Annotated in this window: 15 protein-coding genes; 9 read left to right on the top strand and 6 right to left on the bottom strand. The window is 60.0% G+C overall.

Going from position 1 to position 15005, the window contains the following annotated elements; genetic code table 11:
* The coding region (locus PMI22_RS08420) for an ABC transporter substrate-binding protein (RefSeq protein ID WP_007947445.1) at positions 1-1499 on the bottom strand (1499 nt) is incomplete at its 3' end.
* Positions 1500-1944: 445 nt separating this feature from the next.
* Here PMI22_RS08420 and rpmB point away from each other — a divergent pair.
* A complete protein-coding gene (rpmB, locus tag PMI22_RS08425) occupies positions 1945-2178 on the top strand; it encodes a 50S ribosomal protein L28 (RefSeq protein WP_007894701.1) in 234 nt (77 codons plus the stop codon).
* Positions 2179-2189: 11 nt separating this feature from the next.
* On the top strand, positions 2190-2345 hold the full coding sequence (gene rpmG, locus PMI22_RS08430; protein WP_007894709.1) for a 50S ribosomal protein L33: 156 nt from the start codon (positions 2190-2192) through the stop codon (positions 2343-2345).
* Between the two features lie 177 nt (positions 2346-2522).
* On the opposite strand, the gene PMI22_RS08435 is transcribed toward rpmG, so the two are convergent.
* Complete coding sequence (locus tag PMI22_RS08435; RefSeq protein ID WP_007947444.1) at positions 2523-2885, bottom strand: cupin domain-containing protein; 363 nt, start codon at positions 2883-2885, stop codon at positions 2523-2525.
* A gap of 226 nt (positions 2886-3111) precedes the next feature.
* Between PMI22_RS08435 and PMI22_RS08440 the strand changes: the two genes are divergently transcribed.
* Complete coding sequence (locus PMI22_RS08440; protein WP_007947443.1) at positions 3112-4605, top strand: aldehyde dehydrogenase; 1494 nt, start codon at positions 3112-3114, stop codon at positions 4603-4605.
* 177 nt (positions 4606-4782) lie between these two features.
* Positions 4783-5925, top strand: a complete 1143-nt coding sequence (locus PMI22_RS08445; protein ID WP_007947442.1) for an MFS transporter — start codon at positions 4783-4785, stop codon at positions 5923-5925.
* A 131-nt stretch (positions 5926-6056) separates the two neighbouring features.
* Here PMI22_RS08445 and PMI22_RS08450 read toward each other — a convergent pair whose 3' ends face one another.
* Positions 6057-7625 carry a phospholipase D family protein gene (locus PMI22_RS08450; RefSeq protein ID WP_007947441.1) on the bottom strand — a complete coding sequence of 523 codons (1569 nt, stop codon included), beginning with the start codon at positions 7623-7625 and terminating at the stop codon, positions 6057-6059.
* 60 nt (positions 7626-7685) lie between these two features.
* Positions 7686-9107, bottom strand: coding sequence for an aminotransferase-like domain-containing protein (locus PMI22_RS08455; RefSeq protein ID WP_007947440.1), 1422 nt, complete (start codon positions 9105-9107; stop codon positions 7686-7688).
* A gap of 179 nt (positions 9108-9286) precedes the next feature.
* Between PMI22_RS08455 and PMI22_RS08460 the strand changes: the two genes are divergently transcribed.
* Positions 9287-9532, top strand: coding sequence for a DUF1127 domain-containing protein (locus PMI22_RS08460; RefSeq protein WP_007947439.1), 246 nt, complete (start codon positions 9287-9289; stop codon positions 9530-9532).
* 126 nt (positions 9533-9658) lie between these two features.
* Here the strand turns inward: PMI22_RS08460 and PMI22_RS08465 are convergent, their stop codons facing one another.
* Positions 9659-10972 carry an NAD(P)/FAD-dependent oxidoreductase gene (locus PMI22_RS08465; protein ID WP_007947438.1) on the bottom strand — a complete coding sequence of 438 codons (1314 nt, stop codon included), beginning with the start codon at positions 10970-10972 and terminating at the stop codon, positions 9659-9661.
* 147 nt (positions 10973-11119) lie between these two features.
* Between PMI22_RS08465 and PMI22_RS08470 the strand changes: the two genes are divergently transcribed.
* Positions 11120-11473 (top strand): YkgJ family cysteine cluster protein, encoded by a 354-nt coding sequence (locus PMI22_RS08470; RefSeq protein ID WP_007947437.1) that lies wholly within the window; start codon positions 11120-11122, stop codon positions 11471-11473.
* Between the two features lie 6 nt (positions 11474-11479).
* On the opposite strand, the gene PMI22_RS08475 is transcribed toward PMI22_RS08470, so the two are convergent.
* Complete coding sequence (locus PMI22_RS08475) at positions 11480-11968, bottom strand: Lrp/AsnC ligand binding domain-containing protein (protein ID WP_003177284.1); 489 nt, start codon at positions 11966-11968, stop codon at positions 11480-11482.
* Positions 11969-12124: 156 nt separating this feature from the next.
* Here PMI22_RS08475 and dadA point away from each other — a divergent pair, with 156 nt between their 5' ends.
* The 3 genes from dadA (at position 12125) to alr (ending at position 14925) form a co-directional block, all read left to right on the top strand.
* On the top strand, positions 12125-13429 hold the full coding sequence (dadA, locus tag PMI22_RS08480) for a D-amino acid dehydrogenase (protein WP_007947436.1): 1305 nt from the start codon (positions 12125-12127) through the stop codon (positions 13427-13429).
* Positions 13401-13754 carry a RidA family protein gene (locus PMI22_RS08485; RefSeq protein ID WP_007947435.1) on the top strand — a complete coding sequence of 118 codons (354 nt, stop codon included), beginning with the start codon at positions 13401-13403 and terminating at the stop codon, positions 13752-13754. The genes dadA and PMI22_RS08485 overlap by 29 nt, the downstream gene beginning before the upstream one ends.
* A gap of 97 nt (positions 13755-13851) precedes the next feature.
* A complete protein-coding gene (gene alr / locus PMI22_RS08490) occupies positions 13852-14925 on the top strand; it encodes an alanine racemase (protein WP_007947434.1) in 1074 nt (357 codons plus the stop codon).
* Positions 14926-15005: the final 80 nt, after the last annotated feature.

Here is a 15005-nt window from a genome sequence, read left to right as displayed (position 1 = left end):
GGGTGCGCCAGCGCCAGCCACAGCGCCTGCTGCTGGATCTGTGCCTGTGCCTGCTCATAGAGCTTGGTGCGCACGCCTTGCTCGCCGGTGGTCTTGCCGGCACTGATCAGCTTGTCCAGGTCCTGATTGCAATAACGGGCGAAGTTGGTGCCGGACTTGAGCGCTGCGCAGGAAAACTGCGGCGTGAGGAAGTTGTCCGGGTCGCCGTTGTCGCCGGCCCAGCCCATGAACAGCAAATCATGCTCGCCGGCCTTGGCGCGGCGGATCAACTCGCCCCACTCGATGACGCGGATCTCGGCCTGAATACCGATTTGCGCGAGGTCGGACTGCAGCAGTTGAGCGCCGAGGCTCGGGTTGGGGTTCAGCGTGCTGCCAGTAGGGCGGGTCCAGATGGTGGTCTGGAACCCGTCCTTGAGGCCGGCCTTGGCCATCAACGCCTTGGCCTTCGCCACGTCGTGCGGGTAACCCGGCAAGCTTTTGTCGTAGCTCCAGGTGTTCGGTGGGTACGGGCCTTTGGCGGGCTCGGCGGTGTCTTCGAACACGGCTTTGACGTAGTTGGCCTTGTCGAAGGCGAGGTTGATCGCCTGGCGCACTTCCGGCTTGTCCAGTGGAGGATGCTGGCTGTTGATGCCGACGAAAGCGGTCATGAACGCGTCGGTTTTTTCCACGTTAAGAAGCTCTGGCTCTTTCAGTGCTTCCTGTACGTCCAGAGGCTTGGGCGACAGGGCGATCTGGCACTCATCGCGACGCAATCTCTGTAAGCGCACGTTGGCGTCGGGCGTGATCGCGAAGATCAACGGGTCCACCGAGGGCTTGCCGCCAAAGTAGTCCGGGTTGGCCTTGTAGCGAATCGAAGCGTCTTTCTGGAAACGCGTGAACACGAACGGGCCGGTACCGATTGGCTGGCTGTTGAGTTTTTCCGCTGTGCCGGCCTTCATCAGTTTGTCGGCATACTCGGCGGAATAAATCGAGGCGAACCCCATGCTCAGGGTGGCGAGGAAGGTCGAGTCCGGGTGATCGAGGGTGAAACGTACGGTCATCGGGTCCAGTGCATCGATCTTCTTGATCAGCACGGGCAATTGCATCGATTGTGCGTGCGGGAAGCCGCTCTGGGCGACTTTGTGCCACGGGTTGGCCGGGTCGAGCATGCGCTCGAAGCTGAAGATCACGTCTTGGGCGGTCAGATTGCGCGTCGGGCTGAAGTATTCGGTGCGATGGAATGGCACCTGCGGATGCAGTTTGAATACGTATGTCAGGCCGTCGGGTGAGACTTCCCAACTGTCCGCAAGACTGGGGACCACTTTGCCGCTGGCAGTATCGAAGTCCACCAAGCGGTTCATCAGCACGTCGGCCGAGGCGTTGGTGGTGGTCAGCGAGTTGTATTGCACCACGTCGAACCCTTCGGGGCTGGCCTCGGTGCAGACCGTCAGGGCCGCGGCCATGGCCTGTGGGCCCAGCAGCATTGGGGCGAGCAAGAGGGGTAGGGCAGCGAGGCGCATGGTCGGATTCCTTTACAGATCGAAGGCCCATCTGCAAGTGCAGTCTGGAAAAGCCTTACCCTAGTAGGCTCTTTTGCAAATGACTATCCCCTTTTTCATTTTAAGGGGACTATGTGGGATTGTTTTCAGTGGGCACGGGCTGAAAAAATCCTGATTCGGCGGGTTGGCCGATTTTCTGCGACGAGTGGTCTTTATCGACGATAGCCTTTATCCAAGGCACTCGTGGCCCGAAAAACGGGGTTTTTATGAAGTCCGTGCACACGGAATGTTGTTGCTCTCCAGTCTTTCTGGTATAAAGCAGCGCTCTTTTCTAGGGGCCCGGTTCCTTCACTGTAGGTGTAGCCGGTAAGACCTCTAAAGAAACGCGGCGCCTGGCGCCAAATGACTGAGAGATTAAGCGGCCAACCCATGCCGGGTTGGGCATGTGGTTTTAGAGGGCTGAGGCATGTCGAGAGTATGTCAAGTTACCGGTAAGGGTCCGGTGACTGGGAATAACATTTCCCACGCAAACAACAAAACCCGTCGTCGTTTCCTGCCGAACCTGCAGCATCACCGCTTCTGGGTTGAAGAAGAGAAACGTTTCGTGCGTCTGCGCGTATCTGCCAAAGGCATGCGTATCATCGACAAGCGTGGCATCACTGTCGTGCTGGCCGAAATCCGCAAAGCCGGCAAGATCTAAGGGAGCTAATCATGCGTGAATTGATTCGTTTGATTTCGAGCGCCGGTACTGGTCACTTCTACACTACCGACAAGAACAAGCGTACTACCCCGGACAAAATCGAGATCAAGAAATTTGATCCGGTTGTTCGTAAGCACGTGATCTACAAAGAAGGCAAAATCAAGTAATTGATTTTTCCCTCTTACGAAAAAGGCCCGTATCGCGAGATACGGGCCTTTTTTGTTGCTTGAGTTTTGTGGTGCCTGTCAGGGCCTCATCGCGAGCAGGCTCGCTCCCACAGGTTTCGCGTGCCCATGTGGGAGCGTGCCTGTTCGCGAAAGCGTCGGCTCAGACAGCTTAATTCCTCAGACCTTCTGCTCAAACGCCACATAAATCTTGCGGCACGGCTCCAGCACTTCCCAAGAGCCCTGGAACCCGGCAGGAATCACAAAGCGGTCACCTGCGCGCAGGGTTTTGCTATTGCCGTCGTTGTCGCGCAGCACCGAAACCCCCTGCACGATCTCGCAGTACTCGTGCTCGGTGAAATTCACGGTCCATTGCCCGATTTCGCCTTCCCAAACGCCAGCATTCAATTGCCCGCACGGGCTGTTGTAATGGTTATACACCGCTTGTTCGGGATCGCCCTTGAGGACTTTCACCGGGTCCGGCCGATAGCGCTCGGGCGCGGTGGTGGCCTGGCTGAAGTCGACGACATCCTGGATATTCATTGTTGTAATTTCCCGTGATTGCCTGAAAAGACCAAAGTCTATGTTTATTAAAATGAACATCGCAAGGCCGTTTGCCGGTCTTGTGTCAAATATATTGAAACTTCACCTGCCGCTGGTTTAGGGTGACAGTTGCCTTGGGCCGAAAAGCAGGCTGGCCGGGCAGAATTCCTGACAGCGCCCGCGAAGACCGCGCAGCGTTCGTATTCAATAAGAGGAGGACACTCGAATGACCACCCTGACTCGTGCCGACTGGGAACAACGGGCTCGCGATCTGAAGATCGAAGGCCGTGCCTACATCAATGGTGAATACACCGATGCTGTCTCCGCTGAGACCTTCGAGTGCATCAGCCCGGTCGATGGCCGTCTGCTGGGCAAGATTGCCAGCTGTGACGCCGCCGACGCCCAGCGCGCTGTTGAAAACGCCCGCGCCACCTTTAATTCCGGCGTCTGGTCGCGCCTGGCGCCGACCAAACGCAAAGCCACCATGATCCGTTTCGCCGGCCTGTTGAAACAGAACGCCGAAGAACTGGCGCTGCTTGAAACCCTGGACATGGGCAAGCCGATCAGCGACTCCCTGTACATCGACGTTCCCGGCGCGGCGCAAGCCCTGAGCTGGAGCGGCGAAGCCATCGACAAGATCTACGACGAAGTCGCGGCCACCCCGCACGATCAACTGGGTCTGGTGACCCGCGAGCCGGTTGGTGTCGTTGGCGCCATCGTGCCGTGGAACTTCCCGTTGATGATGGCTTGCTGGAAACTCGGCCCGGCGCTGTCCACCGGTAACTCGGTGATCCTCAAGCCGTCCGAAAAATCCCCGCTGACGGCTATCCGCATCGCTGCGCTGGCCGTTGAAGCCGGCATTCCGAAAGGCGTGCTGAATGTGCTGCCGGGTTACGGTCACACCGTCGGCAAGGCCCTGGCCCTGCACAACGATGTCGATACGCTGGTGTTCACCGGCTCCACCAAGATCGCCAAGCAGCTGCTGATCTACTCAGGCGAGTCGAACATGAAACGCGTCTGGCTCGAAGCCGGCGGCAAGAGCCCGAACATCGTGTTCGCCGATGCCCCGGACCTGCAAGCCGCTGCGGAAGCCGCTGCCGGCGCTATCGCCTTCAACCAGGGCGAAGTCTGCACCGCCGGTTCGCGTCTGCTGGTCGAGCGTTCGATCAAAGATAAATTCCTGCCGTTGGTGATCGAGGCCCTGAAAACCTGGAAGCCGGGCAACCCGCTGGACCCGGCGACAAACGTCGGCGCGCTGGTCGATACCCAGCAGATGAACACTGTGCTGTCCTACATCGAGTCGGGCCATGCCGACGGCGCCAAACTGGTGGTCGGTGGCAAGCGCACGCTTCAAGAAACCGGTGGCACTTACGTTGAGCCAACGATTTTCGACGGCGTGAGCAACGCGATGAAAATCGCCCAGGAAGAAATCTTTGGCCCGGTGTTGTCGGTTATCGCTTTCGACACCGCCGAAGAAGCCGTTGCGATTGCCAATGACACGCCTTACGGCCTCGCTGCAGCGGTGTGGACCAAGGACATCTCCAAGGCTCACCTGACGGCCCGCGCGCTGCGTGCGGGTAGCGTCTGGGTCAACCAGTACGATGGCGGCGACATGACCGCGCCGTTCGGTGGCTTCAAGCAGTCCGGTAACGGCCGTGACAAGTCGCTGCACGCGTTCGACAAGTACACCGAACTGAAGGCGACCTGGATCAAGTTGTAATCTGTAGCGGGCCCCCAGACCGGGGCCCGGTATAACGAAGATCCCCTGTGGGAGCGAGCCTGCTCGCGATAGCGGTATAACAATCGACATCAGTGTTGAATGTTGCTCCGTCATCGCGAGCAGGCTCGCTCCCACACTGTTTTGTGTTGTACATAAAAATCCACAGGAGCGTGGAACATGCGTTGGGCGACTTATTTCGCCGTATTGGCGTCTGTCTTGAGTGTCGGCCTGGCCCTGGGCGTCAGTATGCCGCTGGTGTCGTTTCGCCTGGAAAGCTGGGGCTACGGTTCATTCGCCATCGGCGTAATGGCCGCGATGCCGGCCATTGGCGTGTTGCTGGGGGCGAAAATCTCCAGTCATCTGGCCGCGCGCCTGGGCACAGCCAATCTCATGCGGCTGTGCCTGTGGGCCGGGGCGTTGTCCATCGGCTTGCTGGCGCTGTTGCCGAGTTACCCGATCTGGCTGGTTTTGCGGCTGATGATCGGAGTGATCCTGACGCTGGTGTTCATCCTCGGTGAAAGCTGGATCAATCAGCTTGTGGTCGAACAGTGGCGCGGGCGGCTGGTGGCGCTGTATGGCTGCAGCTATGCCCTGAGCCAGCTCGCCGGGCCTGTGCTGCTGGGTGTTCTGGGGACTGAACACGATTATGGATTTTGGGTAGGCGTCGGCTTGCTGATGACGGCACCGTTGCTGTTGTTGGGGCGCAGCGGGGCACCCACCAGCGAAGCGAGTGGCGTGACGTTTGGCGATTTGTGGGTTTTCTGCCGTGGTCTGCCGGCGATTGCCTGGGCGGTGTCGTTATTCGCCGCATTCGAGGCGATGATCCTGACCTTGTTGCCGGTGTATTGCCTGCGTCAGGGCTTCACCACGGAAATCGCCTTGGCGATGGTCAGTACCGTGGTGGTCGGTGATGCGTTGCTGCAATTGCCGATTGGTGCGCTGGCGGATCGCTTGTCACGCCGCACGCTGTTCACGGGTTGCGCAGTAGTCTTGCTGCTGTCGAGCCTGGCGATCCCGTTGTTGATCGACACGCTGCTGATCTGGCCGTTGTGGGTGCTGTTTGGCGCCAGTGCTGGCGGCTTGTTTACCTTGTCACTGATTCTGATCGGCGAACGTTACCGTGACGATGCGCTGGTGCGCGCCAATGCCCATGTCGCGCAGCTATGGGGAATCGGTTGTCTGGTCGGGCCATTGGCGGCTGGGGCGGGTAGCCAATGGATCAGCGGGCATGCGTTGCCGTTGTTGATGGCGGCAGGGGCGTTGGGGCTGGTGATTCTGCTATCGCGCCAAGGCGCGTTCGGTACGGTGCAACCCGCTTAGATATGTAGCAGCTGGCGAAGCCTGCGTTCGGCTGCGCAGCAGTCGTAAACCCGGCCTACGCGGTCTATCTGAAAGATCGCGGTGTATGATTTTGCGACTGCTGCGCAGCCGAACGCAGGCTTCGCCAGCTGCTACAACATCCGCTCCAGGCCGACCGTGGTGCTCATCCACGCATTAAACCGTCGCCACCAGCTCCCCGGTTCCCTGGTCAAGGTATGTAACTTGCCGTCGTCTTCGGTGACCCAAACCACCTTGCCATCCTCCAGCTTCGCCTCATAGCTCAGTGTCGGCGCCATGCCCTGCATCGCCAGGTCGCGCACATGCGCGGCCAGCTCGGGACTGTCCACCAGCACCCCGACTTCGGTGTTCCACAGCACCGAGCGCGGATCGAAATTGAACGAGCCAACGAAGGACTTTTGCTGGTCGAAGATCATCGCCTTGCTGTGCAGGCTGGAGTCGGAGCCTTGGGAGCCGGAGCGTCCGAAAAAGTGCGGCCCACTGCCTCCGCCTTCACCCGGTTGACGCCGCAGTTCGAACAACTTCACGCCGTGTTCCAGCAGCGCCTTGCGATACGGCGCATAACCGCCGTGCACAGCGGGTACGTCGGTGGCTTCCAGTGAGTTGGTCAGCAAACTCACGGATACCCCGGCATCGGCGCGCCCGGTCAGGTACACCAGGCCCGGCTGGCCGGGGACGAAGTAGGCCGAGGTCATGATCAGCTCTTTGCTCACGCCGTTGAGCTCAGGTGCCAGTTGCGTGGTCAGCAACAAGTGCGGGTCCGGCTCGCCGTCGGACAGCACCTTGCTCGGAGCGTCCCACAACGCCTGACCCCAGGCCCAGATCAATTCTCCCCGCCAAATGTCCAGCCGCGGGTGCGTCTTGAAGGTCATCAGTTGCTGATACAGCGCATGGTTCTGTTTGCGCGTCTCAGCGAGCGATGCCTCCAGGCGGTCCCGGGCGTTTCGCAGGTCCTGGGCCGTCGGTTTGCTGGACAGGAATTGTTCGATCGGCTTGCTCAGAGCGCTGTTCCAGTACTGATCAAAACTGTGCCCCAGCTGGTCGGCGACCGGGCCGACGCCGAGCATGTCAATGTCGGTGAAGTTCATGTTGGGCTCGGCATCGAAATACTCGTCACCCAAATTGCGCCCGCCCACGATCGCCATGCCGTTGTCCGCCAGCCACAGCTTGTTATGCATGCGCCGGTGTTGCTGCGACAGGTTGAACAGGCGGCCCATGGTGCGCGTCACGCCGGTGCTGCGCCCCAGGTGCAACGGGTTGAATACGCGGATCTGGATGTGCGGGTGTGCGGCGAGGGTGGCGATGAGCAGGTCCTGGCCATCGCTGGTGGTGTCGTCCAGCAACACCCTGACGCGCACGCCGCGATCAGCGGCTTTGAGCAGTTCCTCCACCAGCATCCGCGTGCTGATACCGTCATGCACGATGTAGTACTGCAAATCGAGGCTGCTTTGCGCATTGCGGATCAGTTCGGCGCGGGCGGTGAAGGCTTCGGTGCTGTCGGACAGCAGGCGAAAACCCGACCGGCCCTCATGCGGCGCGGCCTGCGCCTGGACCGACCGGCCAAACGCCGAGTCGCTGGCGGGCAGCGTCTGACTCGGCTGGCGCTGAACGTCAACGCTGGCGCAGCCGCTGAGGAGCGAGGCGAATAGCAGAAGAGAAAGCAGGGGTTGTCTGACTCTCAAGTGGGATCGTTCCGATTGGCGGCAATAGGCGGCATATGGACGCGGGTTTCCCGAGAAAAGTCAGTCAGTTTCCGCTAAAAGCTTGATGGCCGCGGCACCGACCTTGCGCACCGCTTCTTCGATCTGCGGCGTTGGCTTGGCAGCGTAGTTCATGCGCAGGCAGTTGCGGTACTTGCCCGATGCGGAAAAGATGCTGCCAACGGCAATCTGTACGCCCTGATCATGCAGGGCGCGATTCAGTTTCAAGGTGTCGAAGCCTTCTGGCAGCTCAACCCACAACATGAAGCTGCCTTGTGGGCGACTGGCGCGAGTGCCGGCTGGGAAGTAGCGCGTGATCCAGTCGATCATCACGTCGCGATTGCGCTGGTATTGCGTGCGCATCCGTCGCAAATGTGGCTCGAAATGCCCGGACTTGAGAAATTCGGCAATCGCAATCTGCGGTTGTGGCGCGGTGGAGCCGGTGCTGATGTATTTCATGTGCAGCACCCGTTCCAGATACCGGCCGGGCGCTACCCAGCCGATGCGTAATCCGGGGGCCAACGTCTTGGAAAAAGAACTGCAGAGCAGGACACGACCGTCTTCGTCGAAGGATTTGATCGTGCGTGGGCGCGGATAGGTGTAGGCCAGTTCGCCATACACATCGTCCTCGATAATCGCCACATCGAAACGCTGTGCGAGTGTCAACAACGCGCGTTTGCGCGACTCTGGCATGATGTAGCCCAGCGGGTTGTTGCAGTTGGGGGTCAACTGTATGACTTTGATCGGCCACTGTTCCAGGGCCAGTTCCAGCGCATCGAGGCTGATGCCGGTGAGCGGGTCGGTAGGGATTTCCAGCGCCTTCATGCCCAACCCCTTGAGGGTCTGCATGGCGCCGTGAAAGCTCGGCGAGTCCACGGCCACAATGTCCCCCGGCTCGCAGATCGCCCGGATGCTGGTGGACAGCGCTTCATGGCAGCCGGTCGTGACCACCAGATCGCTGGCGCTTAACTGGCACCCGGAATCGAGCATCAAGCGCGCGATCTGTTCGCGCAGTTCGAGGGTGCCGTGGATGTTGTCGTAATACAGACCGGGCATGTCTTGCCGGCGGCTGATACGTGCGAGGTTGCGCAGCAGCGGCTTCATGGTCGGGGTGGTGATGTCCGGCATGCCGCGACCCAGTTGCACCACATCTTTGCGCGGCACCGCGCGAATCAGCTCCAGTACTTGATCCCACTGCGAAATATCCACCGGTCGCTGGGCCGGGCGGCCAATGGCTGGCAGCTCCGGCAGATCGCGACCCACCGGCACGAAGTAGCCCGACTTGGGTTTCGGCGTTGCCAGACCACTGTCTTCCAGCACGCGATAGGCCTGCTGCACGGTGCTCAGGCTGACGCCATGTTCGACACTCAGCGCCCGCACCGAGGGCAGCCGGTCACCGGGGCGGTAGAAGCCCTGTTCGATACGCGTGCCGAGCAATTCGGCGAGGTTGACGTAAAGGGTCATGGTGCAGTCTCGGTATGGGTGATTCGGTAAACCAATACAGATCGAGGCAAAAATCAGGATTCAGACGCTGAAACGCAAAATCTGTATGGAATTAATTCTTTCTCGTTGAATCTGTATCGCTTTTCGTCGTCCACGCATCATGAAAGCTCTGGCTACCCAAGTAAACAGGAGCAATCAAAATGAACGGCTTGATCGATGTGCGGCTGACGTTACACAGTCAAGAACTGGTGAGAGGGCAGGACAACGGTGCACGTGAGGCGCAGCTGCGCAACGCGCCGTCCGGCCTGAGTCACTGGGGTCTGTTCTGGCATCGTCTGCATACGCGCAAGGCGTTGCTGGCGCTGACGCCGGAGCAGCTCACGGATGTGGGACTGACGCGGGAACAGGCGCGGGAGGAGGGGCTTAAGCCTTTCTGGAGGATCTGATTTTTGTGGTGTTCTCCCGGGCCATTCGCGAGCAGGCTCGCTCCCACAGTTGATCTGTGTCGTTCACAAATCCCCTGTAGGAGTGAGCCTGCTCGCGATGGAGCCGGAACAGGCACCGAATACCTTTCAGACCAACTCTTTAAGCCGATGCCAAAGCATCCCCAACGCCAATAGCGGCGAGCGCAAATGCTTCCCGCCCGGGAAGGTGATGTGTGGCACCTTGGCAAACAGATCAAACCCGCCACTCTGCTGCCCACTGATCGCCTCGGCCAGCAACCTGCCCGCCAGATGCGTGGCATTCACCCCGTGACCGGAATAGGCCTGGGCGTAATACACATTCGGCTGGTCTTTAAGGCGGCCGATCTGCGGCAGCCGGTTGGCGCCGATGCCGATCATTCCGCCCCATTGATAGTCGATCTTCACCGCGCCCAATTGCGGGAACACTTCGAGCATCTTCGGTCGCATGTACGCGGCGATGTCTTTCGGATCGCGGCCTGAATAATGACAGGCGCCACCAAACAGCAAGCGTCGGTCCGCCGAGAGCCGGTAGTAATCCAGTGCCACCCGCTGATCGCAGACCGCCATGTTCTGCGGCAGCAAGGCGTGCGCCTGTTCTTTACTCAAGGGCTCGGTGGCAATGATGTAACTGCCGGCCGGCAGCACTTTGCCGCTGAGCTCGGAATTGAGTTCGTTGAGGTAGGCGTTGCAGCCCAGCACCAGAGTCTTCGCGCGGACCGAGCCTTGAGCTGTGTGGACTTTGATCTCGGGGCCGTAATCGATGCGGGTGACCGCCGATTGTTCGAACAGTATCGCCCCCATTTCCTCGGCCGCCGCCGCTTCGCCCAGCGCCAGGTTCAGCGGATGCAGATGCCCCGAGCCCATGTCGATCAAACCGCCGACGTAACGGTCGGAACCCACCACCGAGTGCATTTCATTGGCTTGCAGCAGGCGGGTTTCATAACGGTAACCGAGACTGCGCAGCTCTTCGGCGTCTTCGGCGAAGCCATCGAGTTCGCGCGGCTTGTTTGCCAGGTCGCAGTAGCCCCAGGTCAGGTCGCAGGGGATCTGAAAACGTGCGACGCGCTGGCGGACGATTTCCACCGCCTCAAGGCCCATGAGTTTCATCTGGCGCACGCCGTCTGCGCCAATCACATTGGCGAATTGATCGAGGCCATGACCGACGCCCCGAATCAATTGCCCGCCATTGCGCCCGCTGGCGCCCCAGCCGATTTTTCGGGCTTCGAGCAGGATGACAGTCAAGCCACGTTCAGCCAGTTCAAGCGCTGTGTTGAGCCCGGAGAACCCGCCGCCGACCACGCACACATCCGCTACCAGATCACCTCTGAGCACCGGATAGTCGGGCTGCGCCAGGCTGCTGGCGGCGTAATAGGAGGCGATGTGCTGGTGTATTGGAACGGATTGCTGGGCACCGGCGTTCATGTGCGTGTTTCCGATTCTGGCGTCTGGAAAATTTGACGGAGCATAAGCCGGACCTTCTGATGCGGGCAACATTGGTCGGCTTGCGCTGTATGGATTGGCGCCTTTGCTTCAGAATCGCGCTCTATTCCGCTTTTGGTCACTGCTTCAATGAGCTGCAACAGCCAGAAAATCCGCACGCTACGACAGCAGATCCCCTCGTTCGAGTGCGTGCCCGGCTGCCATGACTGCTGTGGGCCGGTGACCACCTCGCCGGAAGAAATGTCGCGCCTGCCGCGCAAGACCCGCGCCGAGCAGGATGCGGCGATGGATGAGCTCAATTGCGTGCACCTGGGGCCCAACGGTTGCACGGTGTATGACGAGCGCCCGCTGATTTGTCGGTTGTTTGGCACTACCAAGACCTTGCCCTGCCCGAATGGGCGGGGGCCGGTGGAGTTGATTCATCCTCGGGTGGAGAAGCAGATTCATGAGTACATGGCCTCCACCCGGCAGGTCTTGGTTTAGGAACTATCAATCCGGAATCGGCAAACTCAAGCTCTCTTTCACCTCTTCCATCACGATGTAGCTCTTGGATTCGCGTACATGCGGCAACTTGAGCAGGATGTCCCCCAGCAACTTGCGGTACGAGGCCATCTCGGAAATCCGCGCTTTCACCAGATAGTCGAAGTCCCCTGATACCAGGTGACATTCCAGTACGTGCGGCAGTTTCAGCACCGCGCGTCGAAACTCTTCGAAGGTATCGCCGGATTTGTAGTCAAGACTGATCTCGACGAACACCAGCAGACTACCTTTCAAATGCTGCGGATTGAGCCGGGCGTTGTAGCCCATGATGATCCCTTCCCGCTCCAGGCGCCGCACCCGCTCAGTGCACGGCGTGGTGGAGAGCCCGACCTTTTCCCCCAGCTCCGTGAAGGAGATGCGTCCGTCCGCTTGCAGGATCCGCAGGATGTTGCGGTCGATCTTGTCCAGTTCTCGCTTGGTCTGAGTGTTGGTACGCATAGGGGATGCGCCTCCGTGAAAAGGGTTTTTGCCGAGAATTGTCGCCAAATATAGCTGCTTATATAGTGAAAAACACTGGCTAATCTTTTTTACACTGCGCACATCACTGTTTGAATACAACACACGTCAGCGGTATGCCGCGATGAGGGATATAAAATGCGCGTTATGGTCTTGGGTAGCGGCGTCATCGGTACCGCCAGTGCTTACTATCTGGCTCGGGCCGGGTTTGAAGTAGTGGTCGTGGACCGTCAGCCGGCCGCTGCCATGGAGACCAGTTTCGCCAACGCCGGGCAGGTTTCGCCAGGTTATGCCTCGCCGTGGGCGGCGCCGGGTGTGCCGCTCAAGGCTATCAAGTGGCTGTTGCAGCGCCACGCACCGTTGGCGATCAAGGCCACTGCCGACATCGATCAGTACTTGTGGATGGCGCAGATGCTGCGCAACTGCACCGCCAGCCGCTACGCGGTGAACAAGGAACGCATGGTCCGCCTCTCCGAGTACAGCCGTGACTGCCTCGACGAATTGCGCGCCGAAACCGGCATCGCCTACGAAGGCCGTAGCCTTGGCACGACCCAACTGTTCCGCACCCAGGCTCAACTGGACGGCGCCGCGAAAGACATCGCGGTGCTCAAAGAGTCCGGTGTTCCGTTTGAACTGCTCGACCGCGCCGGCATCGCCCGCGTTGAACCGGCGCTGGCCGCCGTCACCGACATCCTCGCCGGTGCCCTGCGCCTGCCGAACGACCAGACCGGCGACTGCCAGATCTTCACCACTCGCTTGGCCGAAATGGCGGTGAAACTCGGCGTGGAGTTCCGCTTCGGCCAGGATATTCAGAAGCTCGATTACGCCGGTGATCGCATCAACGGCGTGTGGATCGACGGCAAGCTGGAAACCGCTGACCGCTACGTCCTGGCACTCGGCAGCTACTCGCCGCAACTGCTCAAGCCGCTGGGTATCAAGGCGCCGGTGTACCCGCTCAAGGGTTACTCACTGACTGTGCCGATCACCAACTCGGCAATGGCCCCGACCTCGACCATTCTCGACGAGACCTACAAGGTCGCGATCACCCGTTTCGACAACCGCATCCGCGTCGGCGGCATGGCTGAAATCGCCGGTTTTGACCTGTCGCTGAACCCGCGTCGGCGCGAAACCCTGGAGATGATCGTCAACGACCTTTATCCTCAGGGCGGCGATCTGGCCCAGGCCAGTTTCTGGACCGGCTTGCGTCCGACCACTCCGGACGGCACGCCGATCGTTGGCGCGACACCGTTCAAGAATCTGTTTCTGAACACCGGTCACGGCACGCTCGGCTGGACCATGGCCTGTGGCTCCGGTCGTTTGCTGGCGGACCTGATAGCGAAGAAAGCGCCGCAGATCAGCGCCGAAGGCCTCGATATTTCCCGTTATGGCAGCAAGACCCAGGAGTCCGCAAAACATGGCAATCCAGCGCCAGCTCACCAATGAGCGCATGAGTCAGATCGTCAGCCACAACGGCACTGTGTATCTGGCGGGGCAGGTCGGCGATGACATGAACGCCGGGATTGAACAGCAGACCCGTGAAACCCTCGCCAACATCGAGCGTTTGCTCGATCTGGCGGGCACCGACAAGAACAACCTGTTGTCGGTAACGATTTACCTGAAAGACATTGATGCACACTTCGAAGGCATGAACGCCGTCTGGGACAAGTGGCTGCCCAAAGGCGTGGCCCCGGCACGTGCGACCGTTGAATCGAAGTTGTGTGAGCCAGAAATTCTGGTCGAGCTGTCGGTTGTGGCCGCTCTGCCGTAAAAGATTCAGCAAGATCCCTCTGCCGGTGCTGTTGGCGGTTCACGCCGCCAGCCAGCGCCGGTTTTTTATTCCCATGACCGCCTAGAAGTCTGCCGCCATGCGTCCAGCCCGTGCCCTGATCGACCTTCAAGCCCTGCGTCACAACTACCGGATCGCCCGTGAAATCACCGGGGCCAAGGCCCTTGCGGTGATCAAGGCCGATGCCTACGGCCATGGCGCGGTGCGTTGCGCCCAGGCGCTGGAAGCCGAGGCTGACGGTTTTGCCGTGGCCTGTATCGAAGAGGCGTTGGAGTTGCGTGCGGCGGGTATTCGGGAGCCGGTATTGCTGCTCGAAGGGTTCTTCGAAGCTGATGAGTTGTCGCTGATCGTCGAGCACGATTTCTGGTGCGTGGTGCACTCGCTGTGGCAACTCGAAGCCATTGAAAAGGCCACGCTGAGCAAGCCAATCACCGTCTGGCTCAAGCTCGATTCAGGCATGCACCGTGTCGGCCTGCATCCAAAGGATTATCAGGAGGCCTACCAACGGCTCCTGGCCAGCGGAAAGGTCGCGAAAGTTGTGCTGATGAGCCACTTCGCCCGGGCCGATGAACTGCACGAACAGTCCAGCGCTGAGCAGGTCGCGGTATTCGAAGCCGCGCGTAAAGGCTTGTCGGCGGAAGTCAGCTTGCGCAATTCGCCAGCCGTGCTGGGTTGGCCGCAGATCCCGAGTGATTGGGTTCGCCCTGGCATCATGCTGTATGGCGCGACGCCGTTCGAAGAAGCCAACACCGTGGCCGCTCGCCTGCATCCGGTGATGACCCTGGAATCGAAAGTGATTTGCGTGCGTGAGCTGCCGGCCGGCGAGCCGATCGGTTACGGCGCCCGGTTTATCACACCCAAGCCGATGCGCGTTGGCGTGGTCGCCATGGGCTATGCCGACGGGTATCCGCGTCACGCGCCGACCGGCACGCCGGTCATGGTCGCTGGCCAACGCAGCCAGTTGATCGGCCGGGTGTCGATGGACATGCTCTGCATCGACCTGACCGATGTGCCGCAAGCCGGCCTCGGTTCGACTGTCGAGTTATGGGGCAAAAACATCCTCGCCAGCGAAGTGGCGGCGGCAGCGGACACGATTCCTTATCAGATTTTCTGCAACCTGCGCCGGGTGCCACTGCTCTATTCCGAGGGCTGACAGCCTGCGGTCGAAACCGAAAGTCGCGTCACTCCACAGGATTCAGGCCCAAGTGTTGTAAATACTGAACGCTGTCGCCA

The organism is Pseudomonas sp. GM21 (genome assembly GCF_000282215.1).
GTDB lineage: Bacteria > Pseudomonadota > Gammaproteobacteria > Pseudomonadales > Pseudomonadaceae > Aquipseudomonas.
This window is presented reverse-complemented; position numbering and strand designations above follow the sequence as displayed.

Bases quoted from the DNA above. Each gene is read 5' to 3' on its own strand.
- rpmB (WP_007894701.1), top strand. From the start codon at position 1,945: ATGTCGAGAGTATGTCAAGTTACCGGTAAGGGTCCGGTGACTGGGAAT.
- rpmG (WP_007894709.1), top strand. From the start codon at position 2,190: ATGCGTGAATTGATTCGTTTGATTTCGAGCGCCGGTACTGGTCACTTC.
- PMI22_RS08435 (WP_007947444.1), bottom strand. From the start codon at position 2,885: ATGAATATCCAGGATGTCGTCGACTTCAGCCAGGCCACCACCGCGCCC.
- PMI22_RS08440 (WP_007947443.1), top strand. From the start codon at position 3,112: ATGACCACCCTGACTCGTGCCGACTGGGAACAACGGGCTCGCGATCTG.
- PMI22_RS08445 (WP_007947442.1), top strand. From the start codon at position 4,783: ATGCGTTGGGCGACTTATTTCGCCGTATTGGCGTCTGTCTTGAGTGTC.
- PMI22_RS08455 (WP_007947440.1), bottom strand. From the start codon at position 9,107: ATGACCCTTTACGTCAACCTCGCCGAATTGCTCGGCACGCGTATCGAA.
- PMI22_RS08460 (WP_007947439.1), top strand. From the start codon at position 9,287: ATGAACGGCTTGATCGATGTGCGGCTGACGTTACACAGTCAAGAACTG.
- PMI22_RS08465 (WP_007947438.1), bottom strand. From the start codon at position 10,972: ATGAACGCCGGTGCCCAGCAATCCGTTCCAATACACCAGCACATCGCC.
- PMI22_RS08470 (WP_007947437.1), top strand. From the start codon at position 11,120: ATGAGCTGCAACAGCCAGAAAATCCGCACGCTACGACAGCAGATCCCC.
- PMI22_RS08475 (WP_003177284.1), bottom strand. From the start codon at position 11,968: ATGCGTACCAACACTCAGACCAAGCGAGAACTGGACAAGATCGACCGC.
- dadA (WP_007947436.1), top strand. From the start codon at position 12,125: ATGCGCGTTATGGTCTTGGGTAGCGGCGTCATCGGTACCGCCAGTGCT.
- PMI22_RS08485 (WP_007947435.1), top strand. From the start codon at position 13,401: ATGGCAATCCAGCGCCAGCTCACCAATGAGCGCATGAGTCAGATCGTC.
- alr (WP_007947434.1), top strand. From the start codon at position 13,852: ATGCGTCCAGCCCGTGCCCTGATCGACCTTCAAGCCCTGCGTCACAAC.